The 23,041-nt window shown below is 67.2% G+C and carries 23 protein-coding genes; 8 read left to right on the top strand and 15 right to left on the bottom strand.

Going from position 1 to position 23,041, the window contains the following annotated elements; all coding sequences use genetic code 11:
* Positions 1-120: 120 nt before the first annotated feature.
* The 8 genes from rseP to rpsB form a co-directional block, all read right to left on the bottom strand.
* The gene (gene rseP, locus AC3WT6_RS13670) at positions 121-1,485 is read right to left on the bottom strand and encodes an RIP metalloprotease RseP (protein WP_492654156.1); all 1,365 of its coding nucleotides are present in this window, start codon (positions 1,483-1,485) and stop codon (positions 121-123) included.
* 12 nt (positions 1,486-1,497) lie between these two features.
* On the bottom strand, positions 1,498-2,697 hold the full coding sequence (gene dxr / locus AC3WT6_RS13665) for a 1-deoxy-D-xylulose-5-phosphate reductoisomerase (protein WP_492654155.1): 1,200 nt from the start codon (positions 2,695-2,697) through the stop codon (positions 1,498-1,500).
* Positions 2,694-3,518, bottom strand: coding sequence for a phosphatidate cytidylyltransferase (locus AC3WT6_RS13660; protein ID WP_492654154.1), 825 nt, complete (start codon positions 3,516-3,518; stop codon positions 2,694-2,696). Before AC3WT6_RS13660 ends, dxr begins: the two co-directional genes overlap by 4 nt.
* An 11-nt stretch (positions 3,519-3,529) precedes the next feature.
* Positions 3,530-4,249, bottom strand: a complete 720-nt coding sequence (uppS, locus tag AC3WT6_RS13655) for a polyprenyl diphosphate synthase (protein ID WP_492654153.1) — start codon at positions 4,247-4,249, stop codon at positions 3,530-3,532.
* 12 nt (positions 4,250-4,261) lie between these two features.
* Complete coding sequence (frr, locus tag AC3WT6_RS13650) at positions 4,262-4,819, bottom strand: ribosome recycling factor (protein ID WP_492654152.1); 558 nt, start codon at positions 4,817-4,819, stop codon at positions 4,262-4,264.
* Between the two features lie 63 nt (positions 4,820-4,882).
* Positions 4,883-5,605, bottom strand: coding sequence for a UMP kinase (gene pyrH / locus AC3WT6_RS13645; RefSeq protein WP_492654151.1), 723 nt, complete (start codon positions 5,603-5,605; stop codon positions 4,883-4,885).
* A gap of 240 nt (positions 5,606-5,845) precedes the next feature.
* On the bottom strand, positions 5,846-6,784 hold the full coding sequence (gene tsf, locus AC3WT6_RS13640; RefSeq protein WP_492654150.1) for a translation elongation factor Ts: 939 nt from the start codon (positions 6,782-6,784) through the stop codon (positions 5,846-5,848).
* 5 nt (positions 6,785-6,789) lie between these two features.
* A complete protein-coding gene (gene rpsB / locus AC3WT6_RS13635; protein ID WP_492654149.1) occupies positions 6,790-7,620 on the bottom strand; it encodes a 30S ribosomal protein S2 in 831 nt (276 codons plus the stop codon).
* Positions 7,621-7,824: 204 nt separating this feature from the next.
* On the opposite strand from rpsB, the gene map reads away from it, so the two are divergent.
* The 6 genes from map (at position 7,825) to dapE (ending at position 15,018) form a co-directional block, all read left to right on the top strand.
* Positions 7,825-8,610 (top strand): type I methionyl aminopeptidase, encoded by a 786-nt coding sequence (gene map / locus AC3WT6_RS13630; protein WP_492654148.1) that lies wholly within the window; start codon positions 7,825-7,827, stop codon positions 8,608-8,610.
* A 40-nt stretch (positions 8,611-8,650) separates the two neighbouring features.
* Complete coding sequence (gene glnD, locus AC3WT6_RS13625; protein WP_492654147.1) at positions 8,651-11,353, top strand: [protein-PII] uridylyltransferase; 2,703 nt, start codon at positions 8,651-8,653, stop codon at positions 11,351-11,353.
* 79 nt (positions 11,354-11,432) lie between these two features.
* On the top strand, positions 11,433-12,254 hold the full coding sequence (dapD, locus tag AC3WT6_RS13620; protein ID WP_492654146.1) for a 2,3,4,5-tetrahydropyridine-2,6-dicarboxylate N-succinyltransferase: 822 nt from the start codon (positions 11,433-11,435) through the stop codon (positions 12,252-12,254).
* Positions 12,255-12,256: 2 nt separating this feature from the next.
* A complete protein-coding gene (locus tag AC3WT6_RS13615; RefSeq protein ID WP_492654145.1) occupies positions 12,257-12,841 on the top strand; it encodes a GNAT family N-acetyltransferase in 585 nt (194 codons plus the stop codon).
* A gap of 29 nt (positions 12,842-12,870) precedes the next feature.
* Positions 12,871-13,860 (top strand): hypothetical protein, encoded by a 990-nt coding sequence (locus tag AC3WT6_RS13610; RefSeq protein ID WP_492654144.1) that lies wholly within the window; start codon positions 12,871-12,873, stop codon positions 13,858-13,860.
* Between the two features lie 24 nt (positions 13,861-13,884).
* The gene (dapE, locus tag AC3WT6_RS13605; protein WP_492654143.1) at positions 13,885-15,018 is read left to right on the top strand and encodes a succinyl-diaminopimelate desuccinylase; all 1,134 of its coding nucleotides are present in this window, start codon (positions 13,885-13,887) and stop codon (positions 15,016-15,018) included.
* Between the two features lie 76 nt (positions 15,019-15,094).
* Here the strand turns inward: dapE and AC3WT6_RS13600 are convergent, their stop codons facing one another.
* Complete coding sequence (locus AC3WT6_RS13600) at positions 15,095-15,772, bottom strand: hypothetical protein (RefSeq protein WP_492654142.1); 678 nt, start codon at positions 15,770-15,772, stop codon at positions 15,095-15,097.
* A gap of 357 nt (positions 15,773-16,129) precedes the next feature.
* On the opposite strand from AC3WT6_RS13600, the gene AC3WT6_RS13595 reads away from it, so the two are divergent.
* The gene (locus AC3WT6_RS13595; protein ID WP_492654141.1) at positions 16,130-16,969 is read left to right on the top strand and encodes a metal-dependent hydrolase; all 840 of its coding nucleotides are present in this window, start codon (positions 16,130-16,132) and stop codon (positions 16,967-16,969) included.
* Positions 16,970-17,027: 58 nt separating this feature from the next.
* Complete coding sequence (locus AC3WT6_RS13590; protein WP_492654140.1) at positions 17,028-18,026, top strand: YheT family hydrolase; 999 nt, start codon at positions 17,028-17,030, stop codon at positions 18,024-18,026.
* A gap of 39 nt (positions 18,027-18,065) precedes the next feature.
* On the opposite strand, the gene AC3WT6_RS13585 is transcribed toward AC3WT6_RS13590, so the two are convergent.
* From AC3WT6_RS13585 to AC3WT6_RS13560, 6 genes are all read right to left on the bottom strand, one after another.
* On the bottom strand, positions 18,066-18,419 hold the full coding sequence (locus AC3WT6_RS13585; protein WP_492654139.1) for a YciI family protein: 354 nt from the start codon (positions 18,417-18,419) through the stop codon (positions 18,066-18,068).
* Between the two features lie 277 nt (positions 18,420-18,696).
* A complete protein-coding gene (locus tag AC3WT6_RS13580) occupies positions 18,697-19,614 on the bottom strand; it encodes a 5'-nucleotidase (RefSeq protein WP_492654138.1) in 918 nt (305 codons plus the stop codon).
* Positions 19,614-20,405 carry an SDR family oxidoreductase gene (locus AC3WT6_RS13575; protein ID WP_492654137.1) on the bottom strand — a complete coding sequence of 264 codons (792 nt, stop codon included), beginning with the start codon at positions 20,403-20,405 and terminating at the stop codon, positions 19,614-19,616. Before AC3WT6_RS13575 ends, AC3WT6_RS13580 begins: the two co-directional genes overlap by 1 nt.
* Positions 20,406-20,412: 7 nt before the next feature.
* Entirely contained in the window at positions 20,413-21,357 is a 945-nt protein-coding gene (locus tag AC3WT6_RS13570; RefSeq protein WP_492654136.1) for an NADP-dependent oxidoreductase, read from the bottom strand.
* A gap of 48 nt (positions 21,358-21,405) precedes the next feature.
* Positions 21,406-21,786 carry a DUF6713 family protein gene (locus AC3WT6_RS13565; protein WP_492654135.1) on the bottom strand — a complete coding sequence of 127 codons (381 nt, stop codon included), beginning with the start codon at positions 21,784-21,786 and terminating at the stop codon, positions 21,406-21,408.
* 93 nt (positions 21,787-21,879) lie between these two features.
* Positions 21,880-22,896: a class I fructose-bisphosphate aldolase gene (locus AC3WT6_RS13560; protein ID WP_492654134.1), complete on the bottom strand. Its 1,017-nt coding sequence runs from the start codon at positions 22,894-22,896 to the stop codon at positions 21,880-21,882.
* Positions 22,897-23,041 lie beyond the last annotated feature (145 nt).

Raw genomic sequence — 23,041 nt, 5'->3', positions numbered from 1 at the left:
CGTGAATGGTTCTAGTGCCCAGCTGGCCGGGATGAAGAGCAGTGAGGCGCACGCGGCGAGCGCGCGCTTTCGGAGCGAGATGGTCAAAGTGGGCCCTGAAGTCTTGGCTTGAGAAAGGGTTCAGCCAATCAAGCGTGAAAGGTCATTATAGAAGGCAAGGCCCATCAAAAGCGCGAGGAAGGTCAGACCAAACTTTTGGCCCAGCAGCTGGGTGCGGTCCGACAGCGGCGCGCCACGGACCATCTCGATCAGGGTGAACAGCAGGTGCCCGCCGTCCAGCACCGGCACCGGCAGCAGGTTGAGCACCGCCAGACTGACGCTGACCAGGGCCAGAAAGCCGAAGAAGGCCGCCGGGCCGATGCTGGCCGAGAAGCCCGCCGCCTCGGCGATCTGCAGGGGCCCGCTGACATTCTTCACCGACACTTCGCCGGTGAACATGCGGCCGAACATCTTCAGGGTCAGCACCGACATCCGCCAGGTCTGGTCGATGGCCGCCGGGATCGCCGCCAGCGGCGGCAGACGGTCCTCGGCACGCAGCGCGTCCCAGCGGGCACTGTCGATATTGATCCGCGCGCCGAAGCGGCCCAGGCGCTTGCCGCCTTCTTCCACCTGGCCCAGCAGCACCGCCTTGCTCAGGGTCTGGTCACCGCGCTGGAAGACGATCTCGGTCACCAGCCCGGGATGCGCCCGCACCCAGGTCGCCCAGGCCTGCCAGTCGCTGATCGGCTCGCCGTCGTGGCTCAGCAGGCGATCCCCGGCCTTGAAGCCGGCCTGCTCCGCCGCTCCGCCCGACTCCACCGCCGACAGCACCGGTTCCACCACCGGCTGGAACGGCGCCAAGCCAAGATCGTCGAACAGCAGTTCGGGGTCGATGCGCACGCCTTCGAGGCCCAGGCTGAGGCTGCGCACCTGCTCCGGCGCGTCGACCGAACGCTGCAACTCCAGCCGCAGCGCCTGCCGCTCCACCACCTGCTCCAGCAGCAGGGTGCGCAGCTGGGTCCAGGTGGCGACCGTCTCGCCATTGACGCTCAAAATGACTTCACCGCCCTGTACCCCGGCGCGGGCGGCGACCGAGGCGGACGGCGGCGTCTGCAGCACCGGCTTCAGGCCCGGCTGGCCGAGTACCAGCACCAGCCAGAAGAAGGCCACCGCCAGCAGCAGATTGGCCACCGGGCCGGCGGCGACGATCAGGAAGCGCTTCCAGGGCGGCTGGCGATTGAAGGCCTGCGGTGCCTCGTCGGCCGCCACCTCGCCTTCGCGCTCGTCGAGCATCTTCACGTAGCCACCGAGCGGAATGGCGGCCAGCACGTATTCGCAGCCGTCGGCGCCGCGGCGCATCCACAGCGGGCGGCCAAAGCCGATCGAGAAACGCAGCACCTTCACGCCCAGGCGGCGCGCCACCCAGAAATGGCCGAACTCGTGGAAGGCCACGAGCACGCCGATGGCGACCACGAACCACAGGGCACTGCTCAGCACATCGTTCATCGGGTATCCCTCTTAAGCGTCCTGCGCTAGCAAGCGTTCCGCTTCGCCGCGCGCCCAGGCATCGACCGCAAGCACGGCCTCAAGTTCGTCACCGGCGGGCAGGCCGGCCGACGGCGCGGCCTCCAGCACCCGCTCGACCAGTTCGGCGATGGCGGTGAAGCGCAGCTTGCCATCCAGGAAGCGCGCCACCGCCACCTCGTTGCTGGCATTGAACACATTGGGGGCCGGGCCGGCGGCGCGCAAGGCCGCGCGCGCCAGACGCAGCGCCGGGAAGCGCGCCAGATCAGCCGTCTGGAAGCGCAGCTGCGCCAGCTGCCGCCAGTCCAGGCCCTCCACTCCGGACTCCCAACGGCCCGGCCAGGCCAGGGCGTGGGCGATGGGGGTACGCATGTCCGGCCGTCCCAGCTGGGCCAGGGTCGAACCGTCGTCGTACTCGACCATCGAGTGGATGATGCTCTCGGGGTGGATCAGCACCTCGATCCGGGCCTCGTCGACGCCGTAGAGCACCGCCGCCTCGATCAGCTCCAGACCCTTGTTCATCATGGTCGCGGAGTCCACCGAGATCTTCCGGCCCATGCTCCAGTTGGGATGCCGCACCGCCTGCTCGGGCGTAACCGCCGCCAGCTCCGTCAGCGGTGTTTCCCGGAACGGGCCTCCGGAGGCCGTCAGCAGGATGCGACGAATGCCCGGCGGAACCGTCTCGCCACAGCGGGCGCTGGCCGGCAGGCACTGGAAGATGGCGTTGTGCTCGCTGTCGATCGGCAGCACGGTGGCGCCGCTGGCGGCAGCGGCGCGCATCATCAGCGCGCCGGCCATCACCAAGGGCTCCTTGTTGGCGATCAGCACCCGCTTGCCGGCCTTGAGCGCCGCCAGGGTGGAAGCGAGACCAGGGCTGCCGGCGATGGCGGCCATCACCTGGTCGGCTTCCGGCGCGGAGGCGATGGCGTCGAGCGCGGCGCTGCCGGCCTCCACCTCGGTAGGGATTCCTTCGGCGCGCAACGCCTGGCTCAGCCGCGCGGCGGCGGCGGCATCCACCAGCACCGCCCGCGCCGGGCGGAACTGCCGGCACAGGGCCAGCAGGCCCTCGGCGTCGCGGTGGGCGCTCAGCGCCCAGACTTGCAGCTTGTCGGGATGCCGGCTGGCGACATCCAGGGTGCTGCGTCCCACCGAACCGGTGGCGCCCAGAACCACCAGACGCTGGCGGCCACTCATAGGCCGGACAGGCGCAGGCCGAGATAGAACACCGGAGCGGCGGCGAGGATGCTGTCGATGCGGTCGAGCACGCCACCGTGGCCGGGCAGCAGCTTGCCGCTGTCCTTCACCCCGCGCAGGCGCTTGAGCAGGCTCTCGAACAGGTCACCAACGATGGAGATCGCAGCGGTCAGCACCGCGATCAGCGCCAGCAGGCCCAGCTGGGTCGGCTGCTCGAAGCGGAACACATAGGGGCCGGCGGCCAGGGCCCAGAGCGCGACCAGCACCAGACCACCCACCGCGCCTTCGATGCTCTTGCCCGGCGACACCGCCGGCGCCAGCTTGCGCTTGCCGTAGTTGCGGCCAACCAGAAAGGCGCCGATGTCGGCGGCAAAGACGATGAACAGCATGAACATCAGCCGCCAGGCGCCCTGGTCCTGCGCATGCAGGGCGGAGAGAGCCAGCAGGGTGGAGGGAATCAGCAGCAAGCCCAGCGGCGCCATCCGCGCCGGCGGCCAGGGGCCGTCCGGAAAATTGGCCGGGAAGCCGCGCACCAGCCGGAAGGCGTACAGCCACCAGACCAGGGCCAGGCCGCACAAGGCCGGCACGCCCCAGCTCAGGGCATTGAGCCGCCAGGCGGCGGCCAGTGCCAGCGCGATGGCCAGCAGATAGGCCAGGCGCTGGCCCAGGGCGTTCAGCCCCATCAGCGCGGTCCATTCCCAGGCGGCGGCCAGGCCCACCAGGCAGAACAGCGCGTAGAGCTTGGGCGTGGGCAACAGAAAGATCGCCGCCAGCAGCAGCGGCAGCAGCACCAGGGCGGTGAGTACACGCTGGATCAGCATGGGTAGGCTCCTCAGACGGCCTCGGGCACGCGGCCGAAGCGGCGCTGGCGGCCAGCGAACCAGCTGAAGGACTGGAGCAGCTCGTCGGCGCCGAAATCCGGCCACAGGGTGTCGCAGAAATACAGCTCGGCGTAGGAGAGCTGCCAGAGCAGGAAATTGCTGATGCGGATCTCGCCGCCGGTGCGGATCATCAGATCCACCGCCGGCAGGCCGGCGGTGGCCAGCCGCTGCTCGATGGCCGCCGGCGTGATCGCCACACCCTCGGCGGCGGCGCGGGCGGCAGCCTGGGCGATGTCCCATTGGCCGCCGTAGCCGACCGCGATCAGCAGGGTCAGGCCCTTGTTGTCCTTGGACATCGCCTCGGTCTCGCGCATCAATTGCTGCAACTCGGGCGGGAAGGCGCTGTGTTCACCGATGAAGCGCCAGCGCACCTGATTCTTCATCAGCGAGCGGATCTCGCGCTTGAGCGTCTGCACGAACAGCCGCATCAGCAGGCTGACTTCCTCCTCCGGGCGGTGCCAGTTCTCCTGCGAGAAGGCGAACATGGTCAGCACCTCGACGCCGGCGGCGGAGGCAGCACGCACCACCCGCCGCGCCGAGCGCACGCCGGCGTGATGGCCGAAGGCGCGCGGACGCATCTGTTGCTTCGCCCAGCGGCCGTTGCCGTCCATGATGATGGCAACGTGGCGTGGGACGCGGTCGGCAGGTAGTTGGGGAACGGCGGCGGTCATGGCTTACGGCTTTTACATCGACATCAGTTCTTTTTCCTTGACCGCCATCAGCTCTTCGGCCTTGGCGATGTGCAGATCGGTGAGCTTCTGGATGTCGGCTTCGGCGCGCTTCTCGTCGTTCTCGGAGATCTGCTTGCTCTTGAGCAGATCCTTGACCGCCTGCATGGCGTCGCGACGGGCGCCACGGATGGCGACGCGGGCGCCCTCGGTCTCGTTCTTCACCACTTTCACCAGATCCTTGCGGCGCTCCTCGGTGAGCGGCGGCAGGATGATGCGGATGCTCTGGCCGGCGGTGTTCGGCGTCAGCCCCAGGTCGGACTTCAGGATCGCCTTCTCGATCGGCCCGGTCATCTGCTTCTCCCAGGGAGTGATGGCGATGGTGCGGGCGTCTTCCACCACCACGCTGGCGACCTGCGAGAGCGGCACGTCGGAGCCGTAGTAGTCGACCAGCACATGGTCGAGCAGGCCGGCGTTGGCGCGGCCGGTACGCAGTTTGCTGAAGGCGGTCTTGAGCGCGTCCAGGCACTTGAGCATGCGCTGGGTGGCGTCTTTCTTGATGGGGTCGATCATGGCGGAGTCCTCGGAGCGGCCAGCCCTGGGGCCGGCGGAGTATGGGTTTGGGTCTGCTGCGGGCTAGACCGTGACCAGGGTGCCGATCGGCTCGCCGTTGACGATGCGCATCAGCGCCCCCGGGCGATCCATATCGTAAACCCGCAGTTTCATCTTCTGGTCGCGGCACATGACCATGGCAGTCTGGTCCATGACGCCCAGGCGCTTGTGCAGCGCCTCGTCATAGCTCAGATGCTCGTACTTGGTGGCGGTCTTGTCCTTGAACGGATCGGCGGTGTAAACGCCATCCACCTTGGTCGCCTTCAGCATCAGGTCGGCGCCGATCTCGACCGCGCGCAGGGCGGCGGCGGAATCGGTGGTGAAGAAGGGATTGCCGGTACCGGCGGCGAACACCACCACCCGGCCGTTTTCCAGATGGCTGACTGCCCGGCGGCGGATGAAGTCCTCGCAGACCTCGTTGATGCGGATCGCCGACTGCACCCGCACTTCCAGGCCCAGGCGCTCGACCGAATCCTGGATCGCCAGGGCGTTGATGACCGTCGCCAGCATGCCCATCTGGTCGCCGGTTACGCGGTCCATGCCGCCGCGGGCCAGGCCTTCGCCGCGAAAAATGTTGCCGCCGCCCACCACCACCGCCACCTGCACACCCGCCTCGACCACCGTCTTGATCTCACCGGCGACGAAATTCATCACGTCGGGAGAGATCCCGAAGTTCAGCGAACCCATCAGCGCCTCGCCCGACAGCTTGAGCAGGATGCGCCTGTAGACCGGGGCCGTATTCTCCATCTCAGACTCCTCCCCGCGAGACGCTACGGCAGCCACTCCCGCACCCATTCACTGCCCGGCTGGCGCCAGGCAGTGAAACACCGTGTCGTGGCTGCGCCTCGCCGGACAGTTTGAGGAGGATGCGTTGGTATACCGGGGCGGGAGCGGAGTCAGACGGCATGAGGGAGGGTCCGAATGGCGGTTAAAACAAGGCCCCGTTACCGGGGCCTTGCAGGATGCAGCAATTGTACCGCTTCGACCTTAACCCTTGGCTGCCTCGGCAACCTCGGCGGCGTAGTCGGTGACCTTCTTCTCGATGCCCTCGCCCACCGCCAGGCGGACGAAACGGGCCACCACGGCACCCTTGGCCTTGAGAGTCTTTTCGACCGGCTCATCCGCCTTGGCGCCGTAGGCGTCGTTCTTCACGAACGGCTGGCCGAGCAGCGAGATTTCCGAGGTGAACTTGTTGATCTTGCCGTCGATCATCTTGGCAACGATCTCGGCCGGCTTTTCCTTGTAGGTCTTGCCGGCAGCCTCGGCGTCGGCCTTGGCCTCCGCCTGCTCGGTCGCCACCTGGGCCTCGATCACCTTGCGCTCGGCGGCCACGACTTCGGCCGGAACATCGGCGGCCGACAGCACCTTGGGCGCCATCGCCGCCGCATGCAGCGCCAGATCCTTCGCCAGGGTCTCGTCGCCGGCGGCCATCGCCACCACCACGCCGATCTTGCTGCCGTGCAGGTAATGCACGATCGGACCGGCGGCCTTGGCCACCACCTCGAAACGGCGGATGGTCAGGTTCTCGCCGAGCTTGGCGATCAGCGTGCGGCGCTGCTCGTCGAGGGTTTCGGCGCCGTTCTTCAGCGCCACCAGCTCTTCGACGCTGGCCGGACGCTGCGCCAGCGCCAGCGCGGCGGCGGCATCGGCGAGCGCCACGAAATCCTCGCCCTTGGCGACGAAGTCGGTTTCGCAGTTGACCTCGACCAGCGCGATGGCATCGGCGCCGACGGCAACCGCGATACGGCCCTCGGCGGCGACGCGGCTGGCCTTCTTGTCGGCCTTGACCATGCCTTCCATGCGCATCTTCTCGGCCGCGGCATCAATGTTGCCCTCGGTCGCGACCAGCGCCTTCTTGCAGTCCATCATGCCGGCGCCAGTGCGCTCGCGCAGTTCAGCCACCAGCTTGGCAGTAATGTCAGCCATGTTGCTTAGGCCTCCGTGCGAGCGGCGGGCTTGCCACCACGGCCGGGGGCGGCGCCACGGCGCGGCGCGCCACGGTCGTCACGGCGCGGCGGCTTGCGGGCAGCCTTGTCCTCGTCGGCGCCCTCGACGGGCTCCGGACGCGGGGCGGTGGTGATGGTGCCCTTGCCTTCGATGATCGCTTCGGCGATGGCGGTGGTGTACACCTTGATCGCGCGGGTGGCGTCGTCGTTGCCGGGGATCACGCACTCGATGCCGGACGGGTCGTTGTTGGAGTCGACCACCGCGATCACCGGGATGCCCAGCTTCTTGGCCTCAGCGACGGCGTTCTTCTCGTAGCCGGTGTCGATGATGAACAGGCAGTCGGGGAGACTCGGCATGTCCTTGATACCGCCCAGGGACTTGCGCAGCTTCTCGATCTCGCGGGTGAAGTTGAGCTGTTCCTTCTTGTTGAGGCGGCCGATGGTGCCGTCCTCGACCTGCTTCTCCATTTCCTTCAGACGCTTGATCGAAAGCTTGACGGTCTTGAAGTTGGTGAGCATGCCGCCCAGCCAGCGCTGGCTGACGTAGGGCATACCGGCGCGGGTGGCTTCTTCCTGCACCACGTCGCGGGCGGCGCGCTTGGTGCCGACGAACAGGACGCGGCCACCGTTGGCGGCCAGCTTGCCGGCAAAATTGCAGGCGTCCTTGAGCAGCGGCAGCGTCTGCTCGAGGTTGATGATGTGGATACGGTTGCGGGCACCGAAGATGTAGGCTTCCATCTTCGGGGACCAGTAGCGCGTGCGGTGACCGAAGTGGGCACCGGCCTCGAGCAACTGGCGCATAGTGAGATTCGACATTTTCAAGCTCCTATGGGTTATGGCTAATCGCGCGGTGCACACCGAAAAATCGATGCACCCAAAGGCCGCGCGAATGGTTTGAGATCCCTTCGATTGCCGAAACAATTTTTAGGGCCTCCAGCGGCGGGATTGCCTCCAGAGGGCGCGCTTTATACCATGCGCGGCCTTTTGGAACAACGAGTTGCAGCGCAAGACCAGGGTTCTATGACCATAACTATCAAAACCCCCGCCGAACAGGACGCCATGCGCGTCGCCGGTCGCGCCGCCGCCCGCGTGCTGGAATTCATCGCCCCCCACGTCAAGTCCGGGGTCACCACCGGGGAGCTCGACCGGCTCTGCAACGAGTTCATCACCGGCGAGCTGGGCAGCATCCCGGCGCCCCTGGGTTATGGCGGCTCGGGCAGCCGACCGCCGTTCCCGAAGTCGGTCTGCACCTCGATCAACCATGTGGTCTGCCATGGCATCCCGGGCGAAAAGCCGCTCAAGCGCGGCGACATCGTCAACATCGACGTCACCGTCATCAAGGACGGCTTCCACGGCGACACCAGCTATATGTTCTGCGTCGGCGAGCCGCCGGTGCTGGCCAAACGCCTGGTGCAGGTCGCCCGCGAATCGATGCTGGCCGGCATCCGGGTGGTCAAGCCGGGCGCCCGGCTGGGCGACATCGGCTACGCGGTGCAGCGGGTGATCGAGGCCAATGGCTTTTCGGTGGTGCGCGACTACTGCGGCCACGGCATCGGCCGGGTCTTCCACGAAGACCCGCAGGTGCTGCACCACGGCCGTCCCGGCACGGGAATTGAATTGCAGGCGGGTATGACCTTCACCATCGAGCCCATGGTCAACGCCGGCCGCCACGAAACCCGGCTGCTGCCGGACGGCTGGACCGTAGTCACCAAGGACCACTCGCTGTCCGCCCAGTGGGAGCACACCGTGCTGGTCACCAACACCGGGGTGGAAGTGCTGACGCTGCGCGAGGGGGAGACCCTGTGACCCCAGCGCGCCGCGCGCCCTGCCCCGCCGGCGCCTCCGCATGAGCGCCGAACTCGACCTCGCCGAAGACACCGCCGCCGAGGTGTTTTCGACGCGCAAGGTGCGCGGCCGCCTGCGCGCGCCCGGCAAGTCGCCGGTCGCGGTGTTCAAGGACACCCTGGCCTGGGGCAAGGAGCGGCTCTACGGGCTGTTCCACGACGGCGCGCCGGCTGATGTACTGGTGCGCGCCCGCGCGCTGCTGATCGACGAGCTGCTGCGCGAGGCCTGGGAGCGCCACGTCGGCAAGTCCGCCCCCGGTCTGGCTTTGCTGGCAGTCGGCGGCTACGGCCGCGGCGAGCTGCTGCCGCATTCCGACATCGACCTCCTGCTGCTGCACGACGCCGACGCGCTCGACACCTACAAGAGCAAGCTGGAACCCTTCTTCGCCTTTCTCTGGGACATCGGCCTGGAAGTCGGCTCCAGCGTGCGCACCGTCGCCGACTGCGCGCGGATCGCCGCCGAAGACCTCACCGTCATCACCAACCTGCTGGAGTCGCGCCTGCTCACCGGCGACCCGCGGCTGGCCCAGGAGCTGGCCGAGCAGATCGGGCCTGAGCACATGTGGCCGGTGGCGAAGTTCTTCCACGCCAAGCTCGACGAGCAGCGGCGCCGCCACGCCAAGTACGACGACAGCGGCTACAAGCTGGAGCCCAACGTCAAGGAATCGCCTGGCGGCCTGCGCGACATCCACACCATCGCCTGGGTGGCCAAGCGCCATTTCGGCGCCACCTCGCTCGCCGAGCTGCGCGACGTCGGCTTTCTCACCAAGCAGGAATGCGACGAGCTGTTTGCCGGCCAGGACTTTCTCTGGCGGGTGCGCTTCGCCCTGCACATGGTCACCGGCCGCCATGAAGACCGGCTGCTGTTCGACCACCAGATCCGCATCGCCAGCCTGTTCGGCTACGTCGACCTGCCGCCCGAGGAAGGACAGCGCCAGGACAATCGCGCGGTCGAGCAGTTCATGCAGCTCTACTACCGCACCATCAAGTCGCTGAGCTGCCTCAACGACATGCTGCTGCAGCTGTTCGAGGAGGCCATCCTCGGCAAGCACGACGACCCGGCGGAAGTGAACCTGCTCAACGCCCGCTTCCAGCTACGCAATGGTGTCATCGAGGCGCGCGACGACCAGGTGTTCAAGAGCCAGCCCTGGGCGCTGATCGAGATCTTTCATCTGATGCAGACGCATCCCGAGGTCGAGAGCGTGCGCGCCGAAACCCTGCGGATGATCCGCCGCGACCTGCGCCTGCTCGATGACAACGTGCGCCAGGACCGGCGCGCGCGCGGCCTGTTCATCGACCTGTTCCGGGTCGGCGACGGCCTCACACACGGCCTGCGGCGGATGAACCGCTACGGCGTCCTGGGCCGCTACCTGCCGGCCTTCGGCAAGATCGTCGGCCACATGCAGTACGACCTGTTCCACACCCTGACGGTGGACGAACACATCCTCTACGTGGTGCGCAACGCCCGCCGGCTGGCGATGCCGATGTTCCGCCACGAGCTGCCGTTCGCCTCTGAGGTGCTGGAGCGCCTGTCCAAGCCCGAGCTGCTCTACCTCGCCGCCTTCCATCACGACCTCGCCAAGGGCCGCGGTGGCGACCACTCCGAGCTGGGCGCGGTCGATGCCGAGAAGTTCTGTATCGAGCACGGCCTCTCCCACGCCAACGCCGAACTGGTTGGCTGGCTGGTGCAGAACCACCTCCTCATGTCGCTCACCGCGCAGAAGCAGGACGTGCAGGATCCGCAGGTGGTCGCGCACTTCAGCGAGCGCGTGCAGACCCGCGAGCGCCTGGACTACCTCTACCTACTCACCGTCTCCGACATCCGCGGCACCAATCCCAAGCTCTGGAACAGCTGGCGCGACTCGCTGCTCAAGGAGCTCTACAAGGCCACCGCGCGGGCGCTGGAAAAAGGCATCGGCAGCGTCTACACCCTAGAAGAGCGCGCCGGCATCCATCGCGCCCAGGCGCTGGCGCGGCTGGCGCAGCAGGGCATCGAAAGCGAGGTCGCGAAGGCGGTCTGGGCGCGCTTCGACACCGACTACTTCCTGCGCCACACGCCGGATGAGCTGGCCTGGCATCTGCCGGAGATCCTGCGTGCCGGCGAGGCGCCGGTGGTGGTGGCGAAGAACTTCGAGGACCGCGGCACCACGGTGTTTCTCTACTGCCGCGACCGTGACCATCTGTTCGGCCTGACCACCGGCGTGCTGGCGCGCCTGGGTCTCAACATTCTGGACGCCCGCCTGCACACCACCGCCGACGGCCATGTGCTCGACAGCTACGTGGTGCTGGAGGCCGACGGTTCGCAGATCAACAATCCGCACCGCTTCGCCGAGATCGCCGAGCGGCTGGTGAAGGTGATCGCCGACCCGAGCATGACCGTGGTCGACGTCAACCGCCGGCTGCCGGCCAAGCTCAAGCACTTCAATACCCCGACCAGCGTCCACATCAGCCAGGACAGCGCCCGCAACCGCACCGTGCTGGAGCTGGTGGCGGCCGACCAGCCGGGTCTGCTGTCCTTGATCGGCCGGGTGTTCCACAAGCGCGGCATCCTGCTCGACGCCGCCAAGATCGCCACCATCGGCGAGCGCGCCGAAGACGTCTTCTACATCACCGACCGTGAGCACCAGGCGATCACCGACGAGACCGCGCTGGAGGCCTTGCGCGAGGTGCTGATCCGCACGCTCGACCGGCCCGCCGAGGCTTAACCGGCACCAGCTCCCACCCGCGCGAGCGGGGCCGGGGGGTGAGTGACGCATTTTCCCGATACCAAAACTTCCAGAACTCATGACCGACAGCACACTGCAGACCACCATCGAAGCCGCCTGGGACAGCCGCGACACCCTGGACAAGAGCAACACCGGTGTCCGCGACGCCGTCGCCGCCGCCATCGAGCTGCTCGACAGCGGCCGGGGCCGGGTCGCCGAGCCCAGCGCCGACGGCTGGAAGGTGAACGAGTGGCTGAAGAAGGCGGTGCTGCTGTACTTCCGCCTGCACGACAACGCGCCGGTGGCCATGGGCGCCTTGATGGGCTACGACAAGGTGCCGCTGAAGTTCGCCAACTGGACCGAGGAGCAGTTCAGGGCCCAGGGCGCGCGCGTGGTGCCGCCGGCCATGGTGCGCAAGGGCGCCTACATCGCGCCCGGCGTGGTGCTGACACCCAGCTTCGTCAACATCGGCGCCTATGTCGGCAAGGGCACCATGGTCGACACCTGGGCGACCGTCGGCTCCTGCGCCCAGATCGGCGCCAACGTGCATCTCTCCGGCGGCGTCGGCATCGGCGGCGTGCTGGAGCCCTTGCAGGCCAGCCCCACCATCATCGAGGACGACTGCTTCATTGGCGCGCGCTCCGAGGTGGTGGAAGGCGTGGTGGTGGAGAAGGGTTCGGTGCTGTCGATGGGCGTGTTCATCGGCCAGTCCACCCCGATCTACGACCGCGCCAGCGGCGAGATCAGCTATGGCCGGGTGCCGGCCTACAGCGTGGTAGTGCCGGGTTCGCTGCCCCGTGACGGCGGCCGCTACAGCCTCACCTGCGCGGTGATCGTCAAGCGCGTCGACGCCCAGACCCGCGCCAAGACCGGCATCAACGCCCTGCTGCGCGACGACTGAGCGTGAGCGACACAGCGCCGCGCCTACCCAGCTGGAGTGACGGCAGGGTCGCCATCGAACCGATGGGGCTGACCGAGATCGACTTCGTGCTGCGCAGCCGCAGCGACCCCGAGATTTTGCGCTACCTCGACCGCGAGCCGCTGACGAGCCGCGAGGAGGCGCAGGCCTTTGCCCAACGCCTGGTCGACGACAACCGCAGCGGCGCGGCGGCGATCTGGCTGATCCGCGACGCCGCCAGCGGCTTGCCGGCGGGCAGCGCCGGCTTCTGGCGCTTTGATCGCGCCAACAATCTTGCCGAGCTGGGCTACACCCTGCTGCCGGAGTTCTGGGGGCGCGGCTATCTGAGCCGGGCGCTGGCGCCGATGCTGGACCACGCCTTCCAGGGCCTGGGCCTGCACCGCGTCGAGGCCAACATCAACCCCGAGAACCAGCGCTCGCGCGCGGTGCTGGAGCGCCTGGGCTTTCAGCTGGAGGCGCGCTTTCGCGAAAACTACCGCTTCCACGACCGCTATCTGGACAGCCACATCTACGCCCTGCTCGCCAGCGATCCGCGCCCGGCTTGCCCGCCACCCGGAGGCTCGCCATAGTCGCGGCACCTGCCCCCGGTTCCTCCGCCATGGCCGACCGACCCAGCGACGACGTCGAAGACATCCTGCTCTGGCTGAACGCGCACAGCGTGCGGGTTTCCGATGGCGTTCCCGCCAGTCTGCTGCAGCAGAAGTGGCAGACCAGCGGCCGCGATCCGGCAGGCCTGCGCGATGGCCTGGAATGGCTGTTCCAGCACCAGCGGATCGCGCTCACGCCCAATCTGGAGCCGCCGCATGTGCGCTTCACCGCCAGCGGCTACAGCCAGCTGTTGAGCTGCTTCGACGCGGCGCGGGTGCCGCAACAGGCTGCAGGCGCGACAACACCCGCACCACCGGCTCAGTCCAGTGCAGCCGCGCGGGCGGCACCAGCAACAGCACCAGCGCCCGAGCCGGCCAGCCAGGCCCACACGCCGCCGGCCGAGCTGCCGCCGCCACTGCGCTTCGTCACCCACGGCCAGCCGCCCACCGAGATCGGCCTGCGCAACCAGCTGCTGGACATCTACCGCGACCTCAAGCTCAAGCCGGGCAGCCAGATCATCGCCATGACCCTGTCGCGCTACTGGCAGGAGATGGGCCTGCGCGCCGGCGATCTGCGCACCGCCATCGACGTGCTGGTGCGCGACGGCTATCTGATCTACAGCAGCCTGCGCTTCGAGCCGCACTGGCGGCTGACCGAAGCCGGCTACGCCTATGCCAGCGCGCCGCTGACGCCGGCCGCCCTGCTGGAACTCGCCGAGCCGCTCACCGAGCTGGAAGACCACGGCCACAACGATGAGGACCTGCGCCGCAAGGGTCTGGCCCTGTTCCGCGGCACGGCGGTCGAATGGCATTCGTTCACCGGTCTGGAGACCGACTGGCGGCATAGCCGCGACAGCCTGCTGCACAGCCTCGATCTGCTCTGGAAGGCCGGGCTGATCGAACTGCGCCTGGGCGACCCGCTGGCGATACGACTCACCGAGCAGGGCGCCGCCCTGCGCGACAAAACCGCGGGCGGCCTGCGCCGCCTGATCGGTCTCTAAATCATTCTCCCTGCTGCCACCGCAATGCCCTACGACTCACCCGTCCTCGAACTCACCACCCAGCTCATCGCCCGCCGCTCGCTGACGCCCGACGACGCTGGCTGCTGCGCCTTGATTGCCGAGCGCCTGCGCCGGCTGGGCTTCGCCATCGAGTGGATCGACGAGGGCGGCGTCACCAATCTCTGGGCCACCTACGGCAGCGGCGCGCCCTTGAGCATCCTCGCCGGCCATACCGACGTGGTGCCCACCGGCCCGCTGGAGCAGTGGCAGAGCGACCCCTTCCAGCCGGAAATCCGCGAGGGCGTGCTCTACGGCCGTGGCGCCGCCGACATGAAGTCGGGCCTGGCGGCGATGATCTGCGCGGTGGAGCGCCTGCTCGCCGCCGGACCGGTGCAAGGGACGCTCGCCTTTCTCATCACCAGCGACGAGGAAGGCCTGGCGCAGTACGGCACCCGCCATGTGGTGAAAGTGCTGGCGGCGCGAGGGATCAAGCCGGACTACGCCCTCGTCGGCGAGGCCAGCAGCAACCAGCAGTTGGGCGACCGCATCATGATCGGCCGCCGTGGCTCGCTGAACGGCGTGCTGAAGGTGTTCGGCAAGCAGGGGCATGTTGCCTATCCGCACAAGGTCGAGAACCCCATCCACCGCTTCGCCCCGGCGCTGGCCGAACTCGCGGCAACGGTCTGGGATGCCGGCAATGCCCACTTCCCGCCGACCTCGTTCCAGGTCTCCAACCTCAACGCCGGCACCGGCGCCAACAACGTGGTGCCGGGCGAGTGCGTGGCGGTATTCAACTTCCGCTACTGCACCGAGTCGACCGAGGCCAGCCTGCGCGAACGCGTGCACGCCATTCTCGATAAGCACTGCCTGCGCTACGAGTTGCAGTGGCAGCTCTCGGGCGAACCCTTCCTGACCGCGCAGGGCGCGGCCATCGCCGCCGCCCAGGCCGCGATCGCCGAAGTCACCGGCCTGAGCCCCGAGCTGTTCACCGGCGGCGGCACCAGCGACGCCCGCTTCATCAGCCCCTGGGGCGCGCAGACGCTGGAGATCGGGCCGGTGAACGACTCCATCCACAAGATCAACGAGCACGTGATCGTCGCCGACCTCGACCGGCTGTCGGCGATTTATGAGGGAACGTTGCTGCGGCTGATGCGGTAGCTCGGTCCGCCAGCTGGTGGGCCGCTCTTGGTCGCATCTGCCTTTTCAGGCTCAACGCGCCCGGTGCCGCGTGTGGTTAGGCGGTATCGCTTGCAAGCAGTCTTGAGAGGACGTCATAGCCTTCCCCCAGCACGAGTGGATGATCCCGTTCCAGTGCGAAATTGTGAACCCGATTGTCCTTGCCGCGAATCTGGAAGGACAGGTAGTGTGTGTCGACGGGAGGGGTTGAGATGTCGCCCGGCTTGGTCCCCATACTCTTTGGTGTCCAAAGAATTCCGCCGGTGTCGGACATGGACATCGCGTGCAGTACCTTTGTGCCGGCGCTGTCCTCATCTCGCGGTGCATCAAAGGACCTGTGCGCTGTGTGCTTGTGGCGGAATGGCATCATGTTTTCCACGGTAGGAATGGAGACGCCACCAAGCCTTGATCGCACCAATTGCGAATTGACGAAGTAATAGAGCTGGCCAACTCGATTTACCCAGGCTACCGCCTCATGCCGAATTGGGCCGTAGTCATTTCCGAACCGTGGCTTCAACGCCGCGCGTAGCAATGCGAAGCGGTCATGGTGATATGTAAGGCCCGACAGGATCGAGGCGACGCCATGGATCTGGATGAAGTGCTCGCGCAGGAGCGACGATGTCGACCGAGCAATAAGCGATTCAGCTCGGGACGACAGCGGCTGAATTGACTCTAGCGAAATGCCTTCATTCGGATCAGCGATGTTCCAATTGCGTCGATTATTTAGGCCTTCCATTGGCGCCTCATTAGTCGCCTAACGTTGCTTTAGAAAACTGCCTCTGCCGAAGCCAGTGAACTTGGCAGGTGACTTTTCGAGATTCGTTTCGGCAGTGAGCCGTTCGCTGTTTCATGGTGGCGATTTCCCGACTCGCGATGCTCTGCAAGTGACGGTACTGCGTTTCCGGGGGCTTTCCAAGGCGCTCCATCTCCGGGCCTTGGCTCACCGCCTCCCCAACGACACCCGGCGGCAACGGCCCGGTCAGCCAGATTACGCAGGGCCACATCGCCATCGGCGAATGTCACCAAGGCCATAGGTCGGCAGCCAGCGCGGGCGTAGCGTGCCATCATCGCCGTGCATGACGAGGAGCCCGCCATGAGCAACCCCCAGCCGCAGCGCCGTGACCTGCATTTTCCGCTCGACGCCAGCCGCATCAACGACTGGCACAGCCGGGGCGTGCATGTCAGCCAGTTCTTCAACACCATGTCGCTGTACTTCCCCGAGGGCGAGAAGTTCTTCATCCAGGCCGTGCGCCACTACCGTGACCGCGTCCGCGATCCTGTCTTGCAGGAGGCGGTTGCCGGCTTCATCGGCCAGGAGGCCATGCACGGCCGCGAGCACCGGGTCTACAACCAGCTCATGCAGGAGGCCGGCCTGCCCGCGGAGAGCATCGAGACCTTCTCGCTCAACCGCCTGAAGATGGCGCACAAGATCTTTCCGCCGTCGATGCAGTTGTCGATGACTATCGCCCTGGAGCACCTCACCGCGATCATGGCCGCGCACCTGCTGCGCACGCCGGAGGTGCTGGGCGGCTCGGCCTCGGCGCCCGACTACGTCCGCCTCTGGCGCTGGCACGCGCTGGAGGAAACCGAGCACAAGGCGGTGGCTTTCGATGTCTGGAAGGCGGTGATGCCCAACACCCTCGGCAGCTACCTGAAGCGCTGCTGGGGTCTGATCCAGACGAGTTGGTTCTTCTGGCTGTTCACCGCCATCTTCCACGCCCGCATGGCCCGCGCCGCTCACCCGAAGGAAGGCCATCTGCGCGGCTATCTGCGCCTGTTCTGTTTCCTGTTCGTGAAGCCCGCCGCCTGGCTGGCGCTGGCGCCGGCCTGGTTCGCCTACTTCAAGCCCGGCTTCCATCCCTGGCAGCACGACAACCGCGAGGCGCTCGCGGAACTGCCGCAGTTGGTCAGTGAGGTCCGCGCCGGCGCCTGATAGCCGCGGCGCCCGCGCCGCTCTACCATCGGCCATCGTCCTGCACTCAAGCCAGCCCGTGGTCCCTTCGTTCTCGCCCGCCCCGGGCCTGCGTTCCGCCTTCCTGCAATCGGTACTGGCCAGCAAGCGCCCGGTGCGCTGGCTGTGGCGTAGGCGCGGCCTGGATCTCAATGCGCTGTCGAGCCTGCACCACTTCCAGGTTCAGGACGAGCAAGGCTCGCCCGTCACCCTCACCGGCTGGCACACACCCAGCCCCGGCGCGAAGGCGCTGGTGGTACTGATCCACGGCTGGGAAGGTGGTCAGGATTCCAGCTACCTCTACGGGCTCGCCTGCACGCTGCACCGCGCCGGCTACGCCCTGGTGCGGCTGTGCATGCGCGACCACGGCAGCACCCACCACGGCCTCAACGAGCAGATGTTCCACTCCGCCCGCCTGCGCGAGGTCGCCGAAGGCGTGCTGGCGGCGCAGGCGCTGGAACCCGGCCTGCCGCTGTTCGTGGTCGGCTTCTCGCTGGGCGGCAACTTCGCCCTGCGCATGGCGCTGCGCGGTGGCGACTACGGCGTGCGGCCGCGACTCAGCATCGGCATCTCGCCGGCGATCAATCCGCGCTCGACGCTGATCGGCATCAACCAGGGGCCCAAGCTGGTCAACCGCTACTTCCTCGACAAGTGGCGCAAGACCATGGACGCCAAGGCCGCCGCCTTCCCGGGCCGTTACGACTTCAGCCGCCACCGCGCCATCGACGACTTCACCGAGATCACCCGCGCCTTCGTCGAGGACCACACCGAGTTCGAGACGCTCGATCACTATCTGGAGCAGTACACCCTGACGCCGGTGATGCTGATGGCCAGCCCGCAGCCGCTGGCGATCCTCACCGCCAGAGACGATTCGGTGTGCCCGCCGGCCGACTTCGAGGGGCTCAAGGCCGGCGGCAAGGTCGTCGCCTACGCCGCCACCGAACGCGGCGGCCACTGCGGCTTCATCGAAAACTGGAAGCTGGATAGCTGGGCCGAGCAGCGGGTGCTGGAATTGCTGGCGCAACAGCTCGCGGCCTAGCCGCGCTTTCCCAACGCGCTGGCGTCGGGCGCGGCCTCGCTACAGAAAGCAAGGCCCGGTTTCGCGCACTTCGACGGTCGCCCATTCCGCCGCCGGGCATTCGGCGGCGATCGCCAGCGCTTCCTCGCGGCTCTTACAACTGAGCAGGAAGAAGCCGCCGACCATCTCCCTGGCCTCGGAGAACGGGCCATCGAGCAGGTGGTCGCGGCCCTCGCGCCTTTGCAGGCGCACGCCCTCCTCGTCCGACTTCAGCGACTCCACCGCCAGCAGCAGGCCACGCGCCTTCAGGCCGGCGCCGAAATCCACCATGCGCTGGTAGGCGGCGCGGCCCTCGGCCTCGCTGCGGCTGGCGCGCTGGCCGCGCGGCTCGTTGATCAGCAATACGAAGGGCATGCGCTGCTCCTAGGGTGTGTTGGCATTTATTTCGTCGCTGCGTTGCGAGTCAAAACCGCGTCAGGTAAGGCGCCGAACGACGCCAAGGCTGAAGCCTTGGCTAGGCCGGCAACGCAGCATGACGTGGTTTTGGCCGCAACCCTTCGGGGCCGGACTGTTTTGGCGCATTGCGGCGTCAGCCAGAGAGGACCATAGAACCGCTATGCCCCTCTCTGGCTTCCTTGCACTGCGCCAAAACAGCCTTCGGCCGCAGCGACGAAATAAATGCCAACACACCCTAGTCGTTGACGACGCCGGCCGCGACATGGCCGGTAGGCACCACCAAGGCAGCGGCGTCGCAATGGCGGGTCTGGTCGTCGAAGAAGAAATCCGGCTCGAATTCCTGCAAGAAGGCGCTCTTCTCCAGCCCACCCAGGAACATCGCCTCGTCCACCTCCAGACCCCAGTCCAGCAGAGTGCGGATGGCGCGTTCGTGCGCGGGCGCGCTGCGGGCGGTGACCAGGGCGGTGCGCAGGCGCATCGGCGGCACCGGCTCCACGGTCTCGCCCTCGCCCGCCCTTTGCAGACGGTGCAAGGCCTCCAGCAGCGGCTTGAACGGCCCTGGCGGCAGCGGCGTGGCGAAACGCTCGGCCTCGTGGGCCTGGAAGGCGTCAAGGCCATTGGCCTGGAATACCCGCTCGGCCTCGTCGGAGAACAGCACGGCGTCACCGTCGAAGGCGATGCGGATCTCGTGCGGATGCGCCACCGCCGCCCGCGCCGACTCGGCATAGACCCGCGCGGCGGGAAAGCCGGCATTGAGCGCATCGCGCACGTCGGCCTCGTTCATCGACAGGAACAGATGCGCGTGCAGCGAGCGCAGGTAGCCGAACGGCGAGCGCCCACGGGTGAACACGCAGCGCTCGATGGCCAGGCCATGCGCCTTGGTCGAGCGCAGCACCCGCAGGCCGGAGACCGGATCGTTGCGCGAGAGGATCACCACCTCGACGCGCTGCTGCTCGGCGCTGTTGAAGGCCAGTAGCTTCTGCACCAGCGGAAACGCCACACCCGGCTTGGCCGGCGTGTCGAGGCGGTCGAACTGCAGGCGCATGTAGGCGCGGTCGTCGGTCTGCTCGAAGACGCGGTTCTCCTCCTCGAAGTCGAACAGCGCCCGCGAGGACAGCGCGACCACCAGCTTGCCGGCCAGCGAAGCCGCCATCAGGTCACCTTGGCGCGCTTGATCGCGTAGCTGAGCAGGGCAGGCAGATGGCGCTTGAGGCGCACGAAGATCGCCTCCTTGCGGCCGATCAGGGCCTCCTCCCTGCCGGCAGCGACCGCCGCCCAGATCTGCCGCGCGCATTCGGCCGGCTCCATGCCGTGCAACTGGCCGGCGTCCATCACGCCGTGCTGGCCGCCGTCGGCGGTGATGGCGTTGAGCGAGACATTGGTCTTGATGAAGCCGGGGCAGATCAGCGTGACCTGCACGTTTTCGCGCCAGACCTCGGCACGCAGCGCGTCGTAGAAGCCGTGCAGCGCGTGCTTGGCGGCGGCGTAGCCGGAACGCAGCGGCGTTCCGACGTAGCCGACCACGCTGGAAATCACCACCAGCGTGCCGCGCTTGCGCGCCACCATGCCCGGCAGCAGCGCCTTGGTCAGCGCGACGCAGGCGAAGAAGTCCAGCTCGAAGATGCGCCGGTAGACCTCCATCTTGGTCTCCAGCACGGTGCTGCGCTGGCTGATGCCGGCGTTGTTGACCAGCACGTCCACCGGGCCGAAGAAGGCGGCGGCCTTGGCGGCCAGCGCCTCGGCATCGAACGCGGTGAGATCCACCGGCAGCAGCGCGACGTTCTGCGGATTCACGCAGGCCGCGCGCACCCGCTGCAACTCCGTCTCGCGGCGGGCGCTCAGCACCAGCTTGGCGCCCTGCTCGGCGGCGCTGATCGCCAGCGCCTCGCCGATGCCACTGCTGGCGCCGGTGATCCAGACCACCTTGTCTTGCAATTGCCTCATGGGCTCCTCAGGGGATGTCGAGCACGATCTTGCCGTGCGTGTTCTTGCCCTGAATCATCGCATGCGCCCGCGCGGTTTCCGCGAGCGGCAAACGCGCCGCGATCAGCGGCCGGAGCCGGCCCTGCGCCACCCAGGCCGACAGTTGTTCGAGGTCGGCGCGCCTGGAGCGCACGATCACCAGCCGCGCCTGCTTCAGCGGCGACAGCCGGCTGAGCAGATGGTCGCGGAAGTTGCGCGCGTTGGGCACGGTGGTGACGTAGCGACCGCGCGCAGTCAACAGCGGCTTGATCGCCGCGAAGCTCTGGTTGCCGAACACGTCGAAGAACACTTCATAGCGCCCCGGCACCTGGGACGGTGGCGTCTGCCGGTAGTCATAGACCTGATCGGCCCCCAGGCCGCGCACCAGCTCCGCCGAATACGCGCCGCAGAGCGCGCTCACCCTGGCACCCAGGGCCTTGGCGATCTGCACCGCCAGCGTGCCGACGCCACCGGAAGCGCCGTGGATCAGCACCTCCGCACCCGGCCCGACACCGCCCAGATCACGCAGCGCCTGCAGGGCCGTCTGCGCCGACAGCGGAATCGCCACCGCCTGGGCGTAGTCCAGCCCCTGCGGAAGGACCGCCAGCTCGTCCTGCGGAACCGCCGCGTACTGGGCAAAGGCGCCGGCCTTCCAGCTATTGATCATGCCGTAGACGCCCTGCCCGACTTCCAGCCCGGTCACCCCGGCGCCCAGTGCCGCCACGACACCGGCAAAGTCGTAGCCCATGCGCTTGGGAAAGTCCGCACCCGACAGCAGCTTGAACTTGCCGGCGCGTACCAAGGCGTCCTTGGGGTTGAGCGCGGCGGCGTGGATGCGCACCAGCACCTCGCCAGCCGCCGGCTGCGGCTCCGGCCTGTCACGCAGCTCGATGACCTCGGGGCCGCCGTAGCGGTCGTATTCGATGACTTTCATGGTCTTAGAAACGATTCCTGCGGATCTGACTACCCGATGACGCCGCCGTCATGCTGACCGGCGTTCGCTACGGAACCGCAACAAGTAGAGCAGACCGCAGATGCCGCCACCCAAGATCAGGCACTTCGACAGCAGATCGTGGAAGCTATAAAGCGGGTCGGCCTGCAAGCGCAGATGCAGACCGACATGGATCATCAGGAACATCGCCAGCGCCAGACGACTACCCTCGCGAAGGCGCTCTCGCGGGTGATGGCAGAGCCAGACAATCAGCGCGAACAACGGCACATGCAGTGCCACGAACAAGGTCTCTGCAAACCGGTCCGGCAGACTGCGCAATACGTAGAGCAGACGCCACTCCGACTGGGTCACGGCATCGAGTTCGTGGCTGGCCAGAAAGCCGAAGCCAAGCAGGAAGAGCAGGTTTTTCATCGCCCCAACGATAAAACCCGCCGGCATCTTCCGATACCAGCGGGCTTGACCTACGAGGTCATGGTCGCCGCAGTGCGGCGCAGGAGACCAGCTTTAGGCCGCCTTCTCCAGCGACTTGTCCCACTTACCCAGCGCGGCGAGGCCGTTCATCTTGGCGCGGTGCAGGTGGGCGGCCTTGCCGGCTTCCACGTTGCTGCCACCCCAGGCCTTGAGCGCGGCGGCCTGCAGGGCGCGGCCGTAGCTGAAGGTCAGGCCCCAGGTGAAGCCGCCGATCTTGTTCATGGCATCCAGGTGGGCAGTGGCGAGTTCGTCGCTCTGGCCGCCGGAGAGGAAGGCGATACCGGGGACGGCGATCGGCACGCGGCGCTTGAGCACGCGCAGCGTGGCTTCGGCGACTTCCTGCACGCTGGCCTGCTCGGGGCACTTGATGCCGGGCACCACCATGTTGGGCTTGAGCACGATGCCTTCCAGCAGCACCTGCTGGGCGGACAGCTCGGCGAACACGGCGTCGAGCACGATGTCGGTGACTTCCTCACAGACCTCGATGCTGTTGTCGCCATCCATCAGCACTTCCGGCTCGACGATCGGCACGATGTCGGCTTCCTGGCAGAGCGCGGCGTAGCGGGCCAGGGCGTGGGCGTTGACGTGGATGGCGTAGTCGCTCGGGGCTTCTTCGTTGATGGTGATGACCGCGCGCCACTTGGCGAAGCGGGCGCCGGCGGCCTTGTACTTCTGCAGACGCTCGCGCAGGCCGTCGAGGCCTTCGGTGATGGTTTCTTCCAGGCCGCCGCCGGCCAGGGGCTGGGCACCCTTGTCGACCTTAATGCCGGGGATCACGCCCTTGGAGGCCAGGAGTTCCGGGAACGGCACGCCGGCCAGGCTCTTCTGGAACAGGGTCTCCTCGAACAGGATCACGCCGGAGGTGTGCTGCTCGAAGCCGGGGGTGGTGAACAGCATGTCGCGGTAGGCCTGACGGTTGGCCTCGATGTTCTCCACGCCGATCTTGTCGAAGCGCTTCTTGATGGTGCCGGTGGACTCGTCGGCGGCAAGAATGCCCTTGCCGGGGGCAACCATGGCTTTGGCGGTGGCGTTGAGAATCTGTTCGTTCACGTAAAAACCTCGTTCGGATTGTCTTTAGGGCACTGAAAACCGGCGGGATTTTACCCGCAGCCGCCCCCTACGTCATCGCTCACCCGGGTGAACCGAGCCCTGAGTCACCGAGTCAGCCCGGTTTGGCCGCCCCGCCCGCCTGGGC

This window comes from Stagnimonas sp. FW305-C-60, from assembly GCF_058782965.1.
Note: the sequence above shows the minus strand (reverse complement) of the source record. Positions and strands in the feature narration are given on the sequence as shown.

Bases quoted from the DNA above. Each gene is read 5' to 3' on its own strand.
- rseP (WP_492654156.1), bottom strand. From the start codon at position 1,485: ATGAACGATGTGCTGAGCAGTGCCCTGTGGTTCGTGGTCGCCATCGGC.
- dxr (WP_492654155.1), bottom strand. From the start codon at position 2,697: ATGAGTGGCCGCCAGCGTCTGGTGGTTCTGGGCGCCACCGGTTCGGTG.
- AC3WT6_RS13660 (WP_492654154.1), bottom strand. From the start codon at position 3,518: ATGCTGATCCAGCGTGTACTCACCGCCCTGGTGCTGCTGCCGCTGCTG.
- uppS (WP_492654153.1), bottom strand. From the start codon at position 4,249: ATGACCGCCGCCGTTCCCCAACTACCTGCCGACCGCGTCCCACGCCAC.
- frr (WP_492654152.1), bottom strand. From the start codon at position 4,819: ATGATCGACCCCATCAAGAAAGACGCCACCCAGCGCATGCTCAAGTGC.
- pyrH (WP_492654151.1), bottom strand. From the start codon at position 5,605: ATGGAGAATACGGCCCCGGTCTACAGGCGCATCCTGCTCAAGCTGTCG.
- tsf (WP_492654150.1), bottom strand. From the start codon at position 6,784: ATGGCTGACATTACTGCCAAGCTGGTGGCTGAACTGCGCGAGCGCACT.
- rpsB (WP_492654149.1), bottom strand. From the start codon at position 7,620: ATGTCGAATCTCACTATGCGCCAGTTGCTCGAGGCCGGTGCCCACTTC.
- map (WP_492654148.1), top strand. From the start codon at position 7,825: ATGACCATAACTATCAAAACCCCCGCCGAACAGGACGCCATGCGCGTC.
- glnD (WP_492654147.1), top strand. From the start codon at position 8,651: ATGAGCGCCGAACTCGACCTCGCCGAAGACACCGCCGCCGAGGTGTTT.
- dapD (WP_492654146.1), top strand. From the start codon at position 11,433: ATGACCGACAGCACACTGCAGACCACCATCGAAGCCGCCTGGGACAGC.
- AC3WT6_RS13610 (WP_492654144.1), top strand. From the start codon at position 12,871: ATGGCCGACCGACCCAGCGACGACGTCGAAGACATCCTGCTCTGGCTG.
- dapE (WP_492654143.1), top strand. From the start codon at position 13,885: ATGCCCTACGACTCACCCGTCCTCGAACTCACCACCCAGCTCATCGCC.
- AC3WT6_RS13600 (WP_492654142.1), bottom strand. From the start codon at position 15,772: ATGGAAGGCCTAAATAATCGACGCAATTGGAACATCGCTGATCCGAAT.
- AC3WT6_RS13595 (WP_492654141.1), top strand. From the start codon at position 16,130: ATGAGCAACCCCCAGCCGCAGCGCCGTGACCTGCATTTTCCGCTCGAC.
- AC3WT6_RS13585 (WP_492654139.1), bottom strand. From the start codon at position 18,419: ATGCCCTTCGTATTGCTGATCAACGAGCCGCGCGGCCAGCGCGCCAGC.
- AC3WT6_RS13580 (WP_492654138.1), bottom strand. From the start codon at position 19,614: ATGGCGGCTTCGCTGGCCGGCAAGCTGGTGGTCGCGCTGTCCTCGCGG.
- AC3WT6_RS13575 (WP_492654137.1), bottom strand. From the start codon at position 20,405: ATGAGGCAATTGCAAGACAAGGTGGTCTGGATCACCGGCGCCAGCAGT.
- AC3WT6_RS13570 (WP_492654136.1), bottom strand. From the start codon at position 21,357: ATGAAAGTCATCGAATACGACCGCTACGGCGGCCCCGAGGTCATCGAG.
- AC3WT6_RS13565 (WP_492654135.1), bottom strand. From the start codon at position 21,786: ATGAAAAACCTGCTCTTCCTGCTTGGCTTCGGCTTTCTGGCCAGCCAC.